Here is a 15,713-nt window from a genome sequence, read left to right as displayed (position 1 = left end):
AGGGAGATTATGATACATCTTAAGGATGTTATTCGATTTAAAAAAGAACTATATTTCAACGGTGCGGTACAAGTTGATTGGTATTATAACAAGGAAAAACAAGAAGAGGTAGCTAAAAGTTTTGTGTTTCATGGACCGGAGTACTTTGGTGTTTTTGAAGATGATTTAACGTATAAAACTCATCGTTTAGTCGATACGGCCACCTTCGCTAATATTTTAGCTAATAAGTTATATGGTGATAGTAGCCTATCTAATTTCTTTATGGTCATTGCTCCGTACGGAACAGGTAAATCACATTTAGCGTTAACTTTAGCAAGTTTATTTAGCGGGAATGCATCAACACAAACGGAGATTATTTCAAACATAGAAAAAGTAGATGGTAGAATAGGAAAAGAAATTAAAGGATATTCATTGAAGCCTAACTTGGTGCTGGTTCTAAATGGAATGAGAGATTTTAACTTAAACTATGAGATATTAAATGCAGCACAGAAAGTTTTAGATCTGCAAGGCGTAGATGGAGAATTTTTAAAAAGCATTACAAAATCATATGATATTGCTAAAAATTTCGTTAACAACACTTATGAAAATTACGAAAATTTGTATAAGGAATATGCACAAGAAATTCTTAGTGTAGCGGATTATGTAAATTTAAAAAATTATCTTCTAGAAAATATCTTACAAGATCCTAATGTGTTTGAAGTTATAAATAAGGTTTATTATCAAATAAATGGAACATATATCAGATGGGATGAGGGAATTTCAGCCGGGGATGTGCTTTCCAAAATAGCTGAGCATTTATGTGGAGATAGAGGAAATTTTAATAAAGTCTTAGTGTTTTTTGATGAGTTTGGAAGATATATAGAGTTCGCTTCTGCCTATCCTACAAGAGCAGGTGATTCCGCCCTCCAACAGATTTATGAGGCTGTTCAAGACAGTAGTGATAAAATCGTCTTTGTTGGTTTTATACAATCTGATTTAAAGTCGTACCTCACTAGGGTAGATAGAACAACAAATATAAGTCGTTATATCGGTAGATACGAAGCGAGCGAAAAAATACATTTATCATCAAATCTAGAAACTATTTTCGCTAATTTAATAGAAAGAGAAGATAGTAACGAATTCAAAAGATTGGTTGTTAACAAAATTGAAAAAAATAAAGATGAATGGAAATTATTCCATGAAAAATTTTTAGCTTGGTCCCCTCACTCTAAAAATTCTAGTGTATGGGGAGATTTTGAGCATTTTAGAAAAATAGTTTTAGAAGGAGCCTATCCATTACATCCATTAACTACATGGATGCTATCGAATCTTTCTTCTTGGCTTCAGCAAAGATCTTCTTTAACTTTTTTAGAAAGACAAATAGATTTAGAAGCAAATAACATCTTGAGTGAGTTCGGGGATCTATGTACTGTTCCAGCAACGAGAATAGTAAGATCAGAGTTTTTTAAAGAACTTTTAGCTGCTGAACAAGAAGGGAGAAAGCAGAGTGAATACTGCATTCTTTACAACCAAATATTAACAAAATACGGAGATAAGTTGGATGAAAGACAGAAGGAAGTTTTAGCAGCAAACCTTGTTGCCAGGATCGGAAAGTTTAAAACTAGGTCTTTAGAAGAAACGAAACAGTTACTTGCCTATATTGCACAATTGACATTTAAAGAAGTAAATGAAATTGTCGCTCAGCTAGAACACGAACTTGGTGTTATTAGTTATGATGAAAGTGCTAATGTATTTGATTTTATTGCTGATGCCACGGGGATTAATGATTTCAAAAGGCTAATCAATGCGAAAAGAAGAAAATTAGAGTTGGATCTTAGCTTATTTTTTGATAATGCTGTGCAGCAAGTCTTGCCATTAGAGGTTACTGATACGTCGTTTGGGATAAAAAACAATATAACCACAAATGAGTGGAAATTTAGTCAACAAATAGTTCACATTGGAGATGTAGGGAAAGATTTTCTGCTTCGGTTAAAAAATGATTGGGAATTATCAACTTCTCCAGAAAAACCGAAGGGAAAATTAGTGTGGCTCTATGTTCCAGCGGGAACTGATACGGAGGAAATCGAAAAAGTTTCAAAGTTGTTAAAACGATTTGAGTTTGACAAAATACCTATTGTTTTCTTTGTACTAGATGATCAAAGTAATGATTTCTATAATAGTTTAGTGGAATATCAGATTTCTAACTTATTTACAGAACAAGAAAAAGCGAAGTTTTATCGATTTATTCCAGAGTTTAGAGAGAAGACAGAGAATGTGGTTAGAGATCGATTTAATGAGCTTATTTCAAAGCGTACAATATTGACTGGAGACGGAGTTAGTAGAGTTGATAAACGTCCTAAACTCTATTTTGAGGCGTTGTTCGACAAATTGTATCCATTTGTTGTCCCATTCCCTTTTACAGAATTCACTAATAAATCATTAGGAAAAGCTAAGAAGAATTTATCCCGAATAGGAAGACTTATTTTATCAGGTGCAACTTTCCAAGTTATTCATTCAGAAACAACTGAAATTAAAAATCGTATCGAAGGGATTTTGTTTGAGGGAAGAACAGGGTCATGGGGAATATTCAACAGTGATTATCAAATTATTTCACCAACTAACTTAAAAATAAGACAAATATATGGAGAAATAGACGAGTTAGTTGCTCAAAGCGAAGAGGTAGAAGTAAGTAAAATTTTCGATTTTTACCATAAACCTCCATATGGTATTAATGACTATGCTTTAGCTTTACTAATCGCTACGTACTTAATGCAAAGAAAACTTGAGATTCGGGTAAGTATTGGAAATGTTCGTTTACGCCTCGAGGAATGGGGAAATGAAGTATTTGCAGATAAAGAAGTAGATTTTAAGAAACTGTTTGATACTGCGATTGTTAGAGTCGATCCTGAAAAATCTGCAGGGCGATATTTAGTTTTGTATAATAAAGTTGAAAGAAATAATGATATAGATATGTGTCCATCATTATGGGAAGAGTATCAAAAACTAAAGCAAGAAGAAGATATACCAAAAGAGCTCGAGGACAAAATAATTAATATGGAGTTGATTTTGAAAGAGGGATTGAAATTACACAAAAATAATACTGATCTGTTCGGGATTTTAAGATCTAAATTAGAGGATGGAAAAAGAGATAAGCAATTTAAGCTAATATTCGAGGTGTTAGATGATTGTCAAAACATACAAGGAATGATCGGGGATTCAACAAGATACTTGTACAATCAAAAACATCTTGAGGAAGCTCGTCAAATGGAATTAGAATGTCATAGCTTTATTCAAGAGAAATTCGAGCATTTTATAAATAATTTAAAATGTCAAAGCTACGCTCAAGTATCAGCTTTTGAAAAATGGGTTCTTCACTTAATAGATTCTTTAACTAAATACGATTATCGGGATTTGGCACGCAAATTAAGAACAAAGCTTGATAAAATCTTGGATGATTTGACAATTATACAAAAACTGCAAAATATTAATGAAACAGTACAAAATTATTTCAATAATAACAAACCATCTCCGACATCCGGATACAATGAATTGGTCAAAATAAAAAATGATGGACAAGAAATTTTGAAATTACTAGAAAACTATCCGGTGGATAAAAGATATTTACATGAATACTATCAAAAAATCGAGTCAAACATAAATAAAGCAGATGAATATTTGAATAAGCTTAAAGAGGAAGTTTCAGAAATATATGACGTGATATATAATTTACTAAGTGTTCAAGATTGCAAAGAATTTTTGTCTCAAGTAAGAATAATCCTTGGAAAATCGATTAGCGATATTGATCGGGAGGGTATAGAGCAAGCAGCGAACGATGTACAGAACTTCCTTAATGATGTTTATAATCTTGAAAAATTCTCTGATAATAGAAAAGAATTAATTAATGAATTTAATGCTTTGCGAGATAAGTGGGGAGGCTATGAGTCAGAAGTTGATTTTTCATTAGTTATTGATGCACATGAAAAATATTTGCTCGATCGCTTGAATGATCTTGAAGAAAGATGGAAACTCGGCTATCTATCATCATTAGCTGATGAAGTTTCTAATTGGGATGTATCCCGTTGTATGACTTGGCTAGAGAATACAAATATAATCCCACCATATTTAAGTGAATCAGCTATTTGTTCTCTTAAAGAAACAAGAGAATTAGTAAATAATCGATTAAGTGAACTGCAAGTAGAAGCAGTGATTAGTCTGTTTTCTAAGTTGTCTGATGAGCAAAAAGAGATTGCTTTATTAAAGATGAGGAATATGTTGAATATTGTTTCCTAGTAATGAAATTGCGAAGAGAGATGTAGTTTTCAAAAAAATGGAATATGTTAGGTGGGAATTCCCGATACCCTCTCTAAATGTATGTAGTTGTTTTTGTGTTATAAAGAAAAGGAAGCGTCTAGATAGTAATTATCTAGATGTCTTCTTTTCTATATATTTTTGTATTGGACAGAATGTTCCAACAGTAGGAGGAAAGTAGAAAAATGGCTTATGGTCAACATCAAAGCTTTTATTTACGTGATCGATGGTTGAGTAAAGGGATAAAGAATTTAATGGAAGATGAACGTTTTTTTTATAATAAGGATTCTTTTGAAATAATTGGACTAGGGAAGAATATGCTACAGTCTTTACGATTTTGGCTAATAGCCACACGCATAGTCCAAGAGAAGTTTAATGGTGAACAGAAAAAAGTGCATCATGTAACCCAGCTAGGCCAGATTATTTATAGATTTGATAGGTTTGTTAGATTCTATGACACAGCCTCTATTTTGCATTATGAACTTACCAAAGAAAGAGAACCTGCTACTGCTTGGTATTGGTTCTTTAATGTATTGCCTCAGCAATCTCTTTCGAAAGAGGAATTGTTACAGTTGTTTGTTGAGTGGGTCAGTAGAGAAGAAAAACGCGAAATATCGGTAAAATCTTTAAAACGTGATATCGAGTGTTTAATAAAACTATATACTGCTGGTCAAACCACATTTGACCCTGAAGAAGTAATCCAGAGTCCGCTCTATAAAATAAATCTGTTAGAAGAGACGAACGGAATGGTGCGTAAACGAGATGGAAACATACAGAATGTAGGTGTTACTGCTTTAATGTACGCTCTGCTAGACTATCGAGAAAGGAAAGGTGTAGAAACAATAGCAGTTGATGAAATTGTTACTGAAGAGGGATTGTGGGGAAGAATTTTTAATATGAATCGCTCAACAGTGGTTAATGCTCTAGAGATTCTCGCCAATCATCCGGTTTATAGAATTTCATTCACACGTACCAACAATCTTGATACGGTGAAATTGCCTTCTATTTCCGCAATGGGCTATCTGCAATATGAGTATGAAAGAAAGGTTGAGATTTTAGTATGACATTTAAAGCTAGTGTTAACATCAAGTTTGATTTTGGAAAAAAGGAGTTTTTTGAAAGATATATTCCGACTCCCTCACACGCCGAGGTTATTAGAGGTTTGTTAAAAGGGTTTAACGGCACTGGATCAAGGGCGCACATTGTTGTTGGACCATACGGAACTGGAAAATCCTTAATAGGAACTTTGATAAGCAGTATTGTATCGAAGGTAGTTGAAAATGAAGCATTTAATGCCCTTGTAGAGAAGTTTAATCAAGTAGATGATGAAATCTATAGAGAACTAGATAGAGTACGTAAACATAAAAGAATATATCTCCCAGTGATTTTAAATGGGTATGAGGGTACTTTTCGACAAGCCGTATTATCGGCGGTAGTGAGAACACTCAAGGAAAATAAAATTTCGATTGTTGTTCCTGGAATCGTGAGTAAAATTTTGTCTATCGTAGCTATGTGGGAAGATAAATACCCGAAAACATACCAACACTTTTTGAATTTGCTGCGTGAGTATAAGAAAGATCTAGAGTTATGGAGGCTGGAGTTGCTTAGCTTTAATGAAATGGAAATAGAATGGTTCAAAACTGTTTACCCATCACTTACGTCTGGAGCACAATTTGTATTAGATTACGAAGACAATTTTATATCTCAAATACAATATGTATTAAAAGAGTTAGATAAACAAAATATCGGTATTTTTATGGTTTACGACGAATTCGGGAGATTCCTTCAGAATATGCCCGCCGAACAAATTCATCAAACAATGCAAGATATCCAAGATTTAGCCGAGCTTGCGGATCATAATACTAATAACTTTCATTTGATGTATATTACTCACAAAAATCTTCGACACTATTTCTTAAGGCTTAGTGATGAGTATCGAAGTGAATTTCAGCGGATTGAGAAAAGGTATGTGATTTACCATATTGAAAATGATCGTGCAACGTATGTTCGGTTAGTACAAAATGTTCTTCGTGAGTTGTATAGCGGGAAGAAGATTGAAGAAGATAAGAAAAGGGAGTACATACGTTATCTACGTAGATTTTTTATTTTTCCAGAATTAAATCAAGTGGAGATTGAAAAACTCTTGGTACAAGGTGCGTATCCATTACATCCTGTATCTCTAGCTTTGCTTCCCACTCTTTCCAGTCTTTTTGGTCAGAATGAGAGAACATTATTTACATTTTTAGGAAGTTCTCAAACGGGTGGGTTACTTAATTTTGTATCTAAATACGATAGTGTATATACTGCTTCTAATTTGTTTGATTATTTCTTTCCAAGTCTAGAAGAGATGGAGGTATACGAAGAATTTAATGATTTGAATGTGTATAAGAAGTTAATAAAAAAAATCCCTAATTTATCAGAAGAATCTTCGAATATTTTAAAGTTTGTTACATTGTGGAATATAACGGGGATGCAATCAAAATGCCCGCTGACTTTAGAGTTTATTTCTTTTGCCATGGACAAAGAAGAGTCTGAGATTGAAATGTATTTAAAAGAGCTAGCTAAAATGAAAGCTATTCGTTTTAATTCAATCCGTGGTTATTGGGAATTATTTGAAGGTAGTGCGTTTAATATTGATGAAATGATAGAGAGTAAACATAAGTCACTAAATTTTTCTAGAGAAAGAAGGATACAAATTCTTGAAGAGCATATTGCTAAAAAATTTTATTTAGCAAATGAGTATAATGATGTTAAAAGTATGACACGTTTTGCTTCTGTTCATTTTATTTTTAGTTCTGACATTTTAAATGGAAATGTATCGGTTCTAGCTTACGAAAAACAAGCTGATTCGTTAATTTACTTAGTATTACTAGAATCAGCCACAGAGCGGGAAAATGTGATATCTACCTTACTTAACCAAAAAAATTCTTATAATTTTTATTGTATTCCTACCTTTGAATATGCTTCCGTAAATAAATATGTTGAAGAGTATGAGATTGTTAACTTACTTTTAAAAGATAGCGATTTGTTAAAAAGCGATTCAGGCTTAAAACATGAGTTAGTTTTGAGAAGAGAAGAAATATCGTTTAATATTAGAAAATTTGTGGAACGATATTCTAGCTTTCAGGAAAAATTAGAATGGATTGTACGTGGAGAAAAAAGAGAGGTTAAAAACGAGTACATTTTAGAACAGCTACTGTCTAATACTATGTTTGAAATATATCCGCATACTCCAGAGGTGCGAAATGATTCTTTTAATAGAAAGTTTGTTAATCGTGTTCAGTTGAAGGCAGCATATACTGTTGTTGATCATATTATTAGGCATCCTAATAAGCCGAATTTTAATATCGCTGGGAACGGTCCTGATTACTTAATTTACGCAACCATTTTTAAGAACAATCAACTAGATATTGGACAATTAGACAATATTAAATCTGGAAGTTTTCGCTTATTGCGTGAATCATTAATAGGATTGTTAGAAAAGAAACCTTTAGGGTATTTGAGTGATTTGGTAAATATACTTAGAAGTTCTCCGTTTGGGATTCGTGAGCCGTTAATACCGATCTATATTGTGAGTCTACTTCGTGATAAATGGGATAATATTTCTTTCTATAGAAATAATATGTATGTTTCAGAGGTTAATGGAGAAATTCTGTTTAAAATGATTGAAGAGGCGGAACAGTATCTGTATTTTTACTATGAATTTGGCACGGAGTACGAAGAATTGTTTAAATTACTAGAGGAAATGTTCGGGGAATATATAGACGATGAGTCAGCTACAACACCGAAACACCAAAAAATAGCTAGGCTTTCACTGAGATGGCTGAGATCATTGCCAAGATTCTCTCAAGTAAGTTCCGATATGGATGAAGAGTTGCTTCAGCTTAAAGAAAAAATTCGGCAGATTGAAGTGAATCCTAATCAAGCGTTTGAAGCGCTAGTCAACAAATATGGGAATGATCTTTCACTTTTGAAAGACCACGTATCTGCTATAGAAAGTTTTTATATAAATAAAAAAGAGCAGATCAAGAATAAAGTGTATAATATGATAAATGTTTCATCCTACGAAGAACTGATTAATTGGGCTAATGAGCAAGACCCGGTGTCTAAAAAACAAAACCGTCTTGTGACATCTATTTTAGAGTCGAATTCTGAAAATTGGCTTGACTTATTAATTGATCATATGGTAGGAGTAAGTTTTGATGCGTGGTCTGATAATACTGTGCAAATGTTTTTTAATCAGATAAGTAATGAATATAGTCAGTTGGCAAACCGAAATGCTAACAAGGAGGAGGAGAATATTCATTTAGTTGTTGATGGGGACACAAAGGTTATTTCCCGAGTAAATCTTTCACCTAAATCACAGACATTGTATCAAAATATTAATCGAATTATTAAAAATGGTGGAAAAACTGTTCCGCAAGAGGAAATAGAGTATTTAATCTATCAATTAGTTAAAGAATTTGTTAAATAAAGGAGTGTTACCGTGGCTGAGAGAAAAAAAGTGCACGTAGCTATGTTTAGTGGGGGAGCAGCTAGCGCATATGTCGCGTATCAAATGGTTCAGACGTATGGAAAAGAGAATTGTATTCTATTTTTTACAAATACTTTATGGGAAGATGAGGACAACTATCGCTTTATGGAAGAAGTGGCGGAGTATATAGGAATTGACATTACAGAACGAATAGATGGACGTACGCCAGAAGAAGTTTTTTATGATTACCGTTTTTTAGGTAACTCTCGATTAGCTAAATGCTCAGAAGAACTGAAGGTTAGACAGACTGTTATGTTTATCGAAGAACTGCGTGATGAGCATAATTTAGAACCAATTTTATATTTTGGAATTGGTCCGCACGAAAAGCATCGAGCCGATAATTTAAGAGAGTTTTATCAGCATGTGCCACTTGAACCAGTTGAAACTAGGTTTCCGATGATCGAAACATTTACTAGAGATATTGACGTAAAATCGATTATTCAGAATGAATGGGGCATCAAATTGCCGCGGATGTATGAGTTAGGATTTGCTCATGCAAATTGTGGTGGACGTTGTGTACGAGGAGGATTCCAACATTATGCACAGCTTTATAAAATTTGGCCGGAACGTTATAAAGAACAGGAAGAAATGGAAGAGAGATTCCGTAGTTATTTTCAGAAAAATGTTTCTATCCTAAAAAAAGATGGAAAACCGTTTACTCTAAAAGAATATCGCAAGCAGATGGAGCGTGAAGGTGTAGAGAAATTCTTGAAAAAGCCTGATGATACGGTTCCTTGTGTATGTTCTTATTCATAAATACCCGTGGTGCTAGTTGAGCGCTAATGCTCAACTAGCACCAGTGTTAAAAACGTTATTATAGTCTCGGAGAGATAATCTAGGGTATTAAATGTTGTAAATGTGTCAGGTTTCTAACAGCGGATAAACAGCTGAACGCGCTGCAAAAGTTAGAGTATGACCGGTGTTGGCTTGTGGTCGAAAAAGTAGGATTTCAACAGTACGTATTGCTGGAAAGCTATCGTGAATATTCAGCTTTAATTGGACTACAACCGAATGTGGGCGCATTCCTTGCTTCGTTGTATATACATCCAAATTGAAATTTTAATCTCTGGTTCACGCAGCACACCCGATGCGGCGTAACACCTCATCTGGGTGCTGTAAGACATGTTGTTCAAACCGAGTAATCGACTGGGCGATGTCCTTTTGATCTTTATGCAAGACGTTGGCGATGACTTCGTCTTTCAGCCACTTCCATAACCGTTCAATCGGATTCAAATGAGGCGAATACGGCGGGAGAAAAATAAAATGAAAGGCATCGCCTTCTTCGCTTTGAAGGAAAGCTTGCACCATGTTGGCATGATGAATACGCGCATTGTCCAATACAAGAACAATGAATCGATCGGAATATTTCTCTTTCAACAGGCGCAAGAAGTCGAGGAACGTTTCGGCATTGGCGGATGATGCGCGATGAAACACGACATCGCCTTGTTGCACGTCGACGGCACCAAAAATGGACACGTGGGCGTGGTGACCGTAGCTTGGTACTTGTTTTTGATTCCCTACTTCTGCCTATGTCGTACGAAGCTCCTTTTTTTTATAAACTCGAGTTCTTTTTCAAAGGCCACTTGAAGCACTGGATCGCCTTTGACAAGCTTATCAGTCGGGCGTGTCCATGACAAGCGAAGACGATGCAACAACTTCTGAATGCCTTCCCGTGACATCGAAACACCATATGTTTGTTGGATGTAAGATTGTAATATACGTGTGTTCCATGACGAAGAAATGCCCCAGCCGACATCCACAGGGGTGGTGGTTAAGACGAGTTGTCTCATTTCTTGTTGTTCTTCCGTAAGAAATGGCACGCGACCAGGTGGCAAGCGACGATCGAGTAAATGATCGAGCCCACCTTCATTAAAGCGTACGACGAACCGATTGGCGGCATAGATGAACCATTTTTGCGACATCTTTGCCAAGAAACCCTTCCATGACAAGTCGAACGGCAGTCACTCGAACACGAAGAGAAGCATCTTTGATTTTCCGTTCTTGTTTCCGAAGTGTTCGAGGTGTCCAACCGTGATCATTTGTGATTTTCAGACGCTTCATATCATTTCCGCTCCTTTTGTACGTGGATACTTAGGAGCAGTATAACGATGGAAAAAGGTGTTCATACAGAAGTCATCATCTTAAAGTGCATGTGTATAAAAGGTCTAAACAAAATTGTAATTCTTCTAATATCTCACCAAATTCCCTCTCCCAAATCCCTTATTTTATATTATAATGGTACAAAAATCCTATTTTCCACTGGAGCTGGTTTAGATGGCGTACATGATTCCGGAAACGATTCGTTCGAGTGCGACGGCGGGGGAGCGATTGTTGTTTCGAACGCTAAAAACATATTTGCCAGATGACTATATTGTCTATTATGAACCGGAGATTCGAGGAAGACGTCCGGATTTTGTCATTATTGGTCCTGATTTAGGGCTTGTTGTGCTTGAGGTAAAAGATTATACATTATCGACATTGCTTCATTTGAATAATGATGAATGGACGATTGTAAGTAGCGCTGGCGAGCAGGCGACGGTAAAAAGCCCGTTTAAGCAAGCGAGAGATAATGCGTTTCACATTGTGAATGCGTTAAAAAAAGATAAAAATTTAGTTCACTTAGAAGGGAAATATCAATTTCAGTTGAAATTTCCTTACGGTTATGGAGTTGTGTTTACGCGAATTTCGCAAAAAGATTTAGTCAAAAAGCAGTTGTATCCGGTTGTTGATCCGAATTTTTGTTTGTTGCGTGATGAAATTGATCCGGACAAAGAAACGTTTAGCGAAGAAGTATTGTTTGAAAAAATATGCAATATGTTTGTCGTTCCGTATCGATTGCGAACACCGTTAACGAAAGAGGAAATCGATGCGATTCGTTATCATCTTTTTCCAGAGGTGCGTATCAGTGCGGAGTTTCGCCCTCCTACGCCATATCAAGATCAAGTGCTTTTATCTCTTCATGACATTAAAGCGATGGATTTGCACCAAGAAAATCTCGCAAAGCAACTCGGAGATAAAAACCGTTTGATTCGTGGAGTGGCTGGAAGTGGAAAGACGCTTATTTTAGCTAGTCGGGCGAAGTTGTTGGCGAAACAACATCCCGATTGGAAAATTTTAATTTTGTGTTATAACATTTCGCTTGCGCAAGGAATTCGACAAATGCTCTACCATATGTTACATGAACCAGATTCGTTATTTGATTTTGACTTTACAAAAGAAGATGGGATGGTGAAAACGGTAGGCGATCAAATTATTGTCCGTAACTTTCATGAATGGTTGAAATATGATTTAAAAATATCAGAACAACAAATTCCGTATATATTAGAGAAAATTGATAAAAAAGAAGCCATTTTGCCAATGTATGATGCTATTTTAGTTGATGAAGGACAAGATTTTTCTTCGGACTGGTTGGCACTTATTAGTAAATTATTAAATCCAGCAACACAATCGCTTCTTCTTGTAGAAGATCGAGCGCAGACAATTTATAGACGAAAACGATCATATGTGCAAGATACGGGATTGAGTTTTCAAGGGCGTTCCAAGGTGTTGACGATTAATTATCGAAATACGGCACAAATTGTGAAGTTTGCGTGGGATTTTTATCGTGAGCATTCGGTACTAAGCAATAAAGCGGCCCAACGCGAGTTCGAAGGAGAAATTATCGCCCCACAAAGTACGAGGCGGAAAGGGCCAGAGCCGGCAATTGTAAAAGCAGAGAACTTTGGACAAGAGATGCAAATAGTTGCGAAGCAAATGAAACGATTACATGAAGAGAAAAACGTGCCGTATTCGGAAATGCTTATTTTGTATCGAGTGAAACGAACGCATAAACAAAACATCATCGATGTCATCAAGCGGGCGTTGGAAAAAGAGCAAATTCCTTATTATTGGCTCGCTGAAGATGAAACAACAAAGCGAAAATTTTCTCGCGATGAAGAAACTGTTAAAATTAGCAAAATTGAAAGTAGTAAAGGACTTGATTTTCAAGCCGTGTTTATTGTCAATATGGACAACATGCCATTTGCACTCGAAGAAGACCGTGAACGGGAAGTATCGTTGTTGTATATCGGCATGACAAGGGCGAAAGAATACTTATGTTTGTCTTATTCGGGGGAGTCCGAATTTACACGGTATTTCGAGCAAGTTCGCACGAGCAGATTGCAGAAGAAAAAGCAAATGGTTCGTAACTTTGTTCTTTTGAAAGGAGAATTTCATGAGACGATCCGAAATAACCTTAGATACATTATACGACCGCGAAGAACAACTTCTTGAAGAGTTAAATAGCGGTGAGGCAAAAGATTGGATTTATTATGAAATTGTCGATGTGTATAAAAACATGTACCATTACTTATCCCGTTGTTCAGCAGAGGAAAAAGAGGAACATGGGTTTGAGTATGTGAAAAAACAGCTCGTGAGTTATTTGATTCATTATGGAACATATTTGAAAACACAGCTTAGAAAAGACGAGCGTATGGCGAAAACAGCGTTTCAAAGAGCGTTGACATACGATGCAAAAAATCCGATTGCCCATTATCGTCTCGGATTTTTAGCGTATAACGAACAGCATTATAAAGAGGCGCTTCGTTATTTTGAACAAGCGCTTGAATATCAAAAGACGTATTCGAATCGCGAGTTTTGTTTAAATGAACGACAGCTATATTATGCGCATCTTTATTTGGCGAATAGCGCCTTGTTTATCGCGGAAAAAACGTATCAATCAGTAGCGCAATTTCCTGATTATATAAGCGATCAAGAGAAACCTGCGGAACTTTCATTTTTGCATGAATGGTTGCAGCGAAATGAAGCTATTTTAACGATGCAAGCATTTACGAAATGGACGGCGAGCGGAAAGGAGTATTGTTCAAAAGAACAATGTGAACAAGTGATGATGAATCCTCCTAAAAATACAGTCGTTCTTTATTTTTCCGATCGCGAAAATGTTGTATCTTATCACGGTAGGGAAGTATGTTTGCCACGCGATCCTGCGGAAATGCTTTGTTATTTTTTAGTGGAAACAAACAAAGAGCGTCCGGCAACGAAATATGATATGGAGGTATTTTTCCAATCGAGACGGAATGGGGACATTCCTACAAATACGTTCGTTCAAAAAGTAAAGCGTCTTCGGGAAAAGCTAGGACGTATTGGAGTGCCTACGATCATCGACTCATGCTCATGTCGAGGAGAAACGGCCTACTATTATAACGGTCTTGTCGATTATATCATTATGTATCGCAGTGATTATACGTTTATGTTTGACGATGAATGGTGATGACATGTGTGTCATCGCTCTTTTTTTATATTGAACTTGTAAATAACGAAAAGGAGTGATGACGCCATGAAAACATGGAACCAATTATTTATTCGTCAAGGTTTTATTTTAGAGGAAAAAAGTCCGAATGAGTTTATTTGCACAAACGAGAGAAAAGAAAACGTCGAGTTTTTATTGACAAGTTTGGACGTAGCGAATGTCGATTATACGTTCTGTGACGGTGTATTAACAATTGCTCGTCCGCCGATTAGTGAAAAACAATGGCTGAAAGCAGTCGATGTTCCGGGGCGCGGAGTTAGCGAGTCACTAGGGCTAGAAGAGCCGAAAGTGTTTGAGTTGGATACGTATATGAGCGGTATCATTCGTGAGTTGAATCGTTTGGGGTTACGTACCGTTTCTTGCTGTGATGGTCACGGGGAGGGATTACCGCGTATATATTTTGATAACCAAACAAACATGGAGAAAGTCATGCAGTTGTTCCGTGCACTACACGCTAATGCTCATTTATTACAGTCTTATCCTCATCGGGTCACGCTTCGGATGAACAGAGAACGACTTCTTGATCTCGCGGAGAACATGCGGAAAGTACAAATCGATTGGTTAGAACAAGAAGAACAATATATCCAGAAAATGTTGTTTTTGCATACATTGGAAGAGTTGCTTAGCATTTCAGGGGAGAGCGGAAATGAACATAATATTCGCTCGGCCGTATATGAGAAACTTGCGCCATATGTCGATCGCATCACAACAGATCAATACGGAAACTTGCTTGCACAAAAGAAATGCAAAACAGGACATGGACCGACGATTTTGTTGAACGCTCATTTAGATACGGTAGAAGCATTTGCGCCAGGAAGAACAATTGTGAAACAAGGAGCGATTTGGTCGAGTAGTGAAGGGATTTTAGGGGCGGATGATCGCGCTGGAGTGACGGTGTTGCTTGAAATGGCGAAATGGCTTGACACATCTTCATTTAACGGAACGATAAAATTTGTTTTTACCGTAGAAGAAGAGTGCGGACTTGTTGGAGCGCGGAATCTAGAGGAATATTTTCTATGGGACGTTGATGCAGCGATTGTTGTTGATCGGCGGGGAAGTGGTGATATCGTCACATCATGTGGCACCATTCAACCGTTTTGCGATATTCGCTACGGACAGTTTTTTGAACAAGTAGCTCGTGACATTGGATTGACTCATTGGACATGTACGGCTGGTGGAAGTAGCGATACGAGAATTTGGGCAGAACATGGCATTCAAAGCGTAAACTTATCTGCAGGATACGAGTGGGAACATACAGACAACGAAAGATTAGATACGGATGCTTGTTATGGAACGGTGCAACTCATTCAAGCGGTGCTTACTCAATCGAGAGACTTATCAAGAATGTTACGTGATTTGCGTCGTGTTGATCGAAACGATTTATGTTATGTTGGTCGAAATGATTTACGTCGTGTTGATCGAAAAGTTGTCAAAGTGGAGAGAGTGTCAAAAGTGAAATCGAAGCAGATGGAATGATCGATTTTGCGTTGCGAAAAGGACGTCGCTTAGGCGTCCTTTTTTGGTGTTGTAAAAAAATTTGACAAATAAATTTAGTGACTGATAAACTAATCGGCAATTAGCTAA

At 36.4% G+C, this 15,713-nt stretch carries 10 protein-coding genes; 7 read left to right on the top strand and 3 right to left on the bottom strand.

Going from position 1 to position 15,713, the window contains the following annotated elements; genetic code table 11:
• Nucleotides 1–9: 9 nt before the first annotated feature.
• From JV16_RS09190 to JV16_RS09175, 4 genes are all read left to right on the top strand, one after another.
• A complete protein-coding gene (locus JV16_RS09190; protein WP_042535442.1) occupies nucleotides 10–4,269 on the top strand; it encodes a coiled-coil domain-containing protein in 4,260 nt (1,419 codons plus the stop codon).
• 203 nt (nucleotides 4,270–4,472) lie between these two features.
• Nucleotides 4,473–5,351, top strand: coding sequence for a DUF4007 family protein (locus JV16_RS09185; RefSeq protein WP_042535440.1), 879 nt, complete (start codon nucleotides 4,473–4,475; stop codon nucleotides 5,349–5,351).
• Entirely contained in the window at nucleotides 5,348–8,761 is a 3,414-nt protein-coding gene (locus tag JV16_RS09180; protein ID WP_042535438.1) for a hypothetical protein, read from the top strand. Before JV16_RS09185 ends, JV16_RS09180 begins: the two co-directional genes overlap by 4 nt.
• Before the next feature lie 12 nt (nucleotides 8,762–8,773).
• On the top strand, nucleotides 8,774–9,577 hold the full coding sequence (locus JV16_RS09175; protein ID WP_244463819.1) for an adenine nucleotide alpha hydrolase family protein: 804 nt from the start codon (nucleotides 8,774–8,776) through the stop codon (nucleotides 9,575–9,577).
• A 315-nt stretch (nucleotides 9,578–9,892) separates the two neighbouring features.
• Here JV16_RS09175 and JV16_RS09170 read toward each other — a convergent pair whose 3' ends face one another.
• The 3 genes from JV16_RS09170 to JV16_RS16195 are packed head-to-tail and all read right to left on the bottom strand — an operon-like array spanning nucleotide 9,893 to nucleotide 10,882.
• A complete protein-coding gene (locus tag JV16_RS09170) occupies nucleotides 9,893–10,297 on the bottom strand; it encodes an IS630 family transposase (protein WP_042535436.1) in 405 nt (134 codons plus the stop codon).
• 41 nt (nucleotides 10,298–10,338) lie between these two features.
• Nucleotides 10,339–10,743, bottom strand: coding sequence for a winged helix-turn-helix domain-containing protein (locus JV16_RS09165; RefSeq protein ID WP_420864991.1), 405 nt, complete (start codon nucleotides 10,741–10,743; stop codon nucleotides 10,339–10,341).
• Nucleotides 10,691–10,882 (bottom strand): hypothetical protein, encoded by a 192-nt coding sequence (locus tag JV16_RS16195; protein WP_420864990.1) that lies wholly within the window; start codon nucleotides 10,880–10,882, stop codon nucleotides 10,691–10,693. The genes JV16_RS09165 and JV16_RS16195 overlap by 53 nt, the downstream gene beginning before the upstream one ends.
• A gap of 213 nt (nucleotides 10,883–11,095) precedes the next feature.
• On the opposite strand from JV16_RS16195, the gene JV16_RS09160 reads away from it, so the two are divergent.
• The 3 genes from JV16_RS09160 (at nucleotide 11,096) to JV16_RS09150 (ending at nucleotide 15,605) form a co-directional block, all read left to right on the top strand.
• On the top strand, nucleotides 11,096–13,093 hold the full coding sequence (locus tag JV16_RS09160; RefSeq protein WP_244463818.1) for a 3'-5' exonuclease: 1,998 nt from the start codon (nucleotides 11,096–11,098) through the stop codon (nucleotides 13,091–13,093).
• On the top strand, nucleotides 13,035–14,090 hold the full coding sequence (locus JV16_RS09155) for a tetratricopeptide repeat protein (protein WP_042535434.1): 1,056 nt from the start codon (nucleotides 13,035–13,037) through the stop codon (nucleotides 14,088–14,090). The genes JV16_RS09160 and JV16_RS09155 overlap by 59 nt, the downstream gene beginning before the upstream one ends.
• Before the next feature lie 66 nt (nucleotides 14,091–14,156).
• Nucleotides 14,157–15,605 (top strand): M20/M25/M40 family metallo-hydrolase, encoded by a 1,449-nt coding sequence (locus JV16_RS09150; RefSeq protein WP_042535432.1) that lies wholly within the window; start codon nucleotides 14,157–14,159, stop codon nucleotides 15,603–15,605.
• Nucleotides 15,606–15,713: the final 108 nt, after the last annotated feature.

Source organism: Anoxybacillus ayderensis, from assembly GCF_000833605.1.
Taxonomy (GTDB): domain Bacteria; phylum Bacillota; class Bacilli; order Bacillales; family Anoxybacillaceae; genus Anoxybacillus; species Anoxybacillus ayderensis.
Note: the sequence above shows the minus strand (reverse complement) of the source record. Positions and strands in the feature narration are given on the sequence as shown.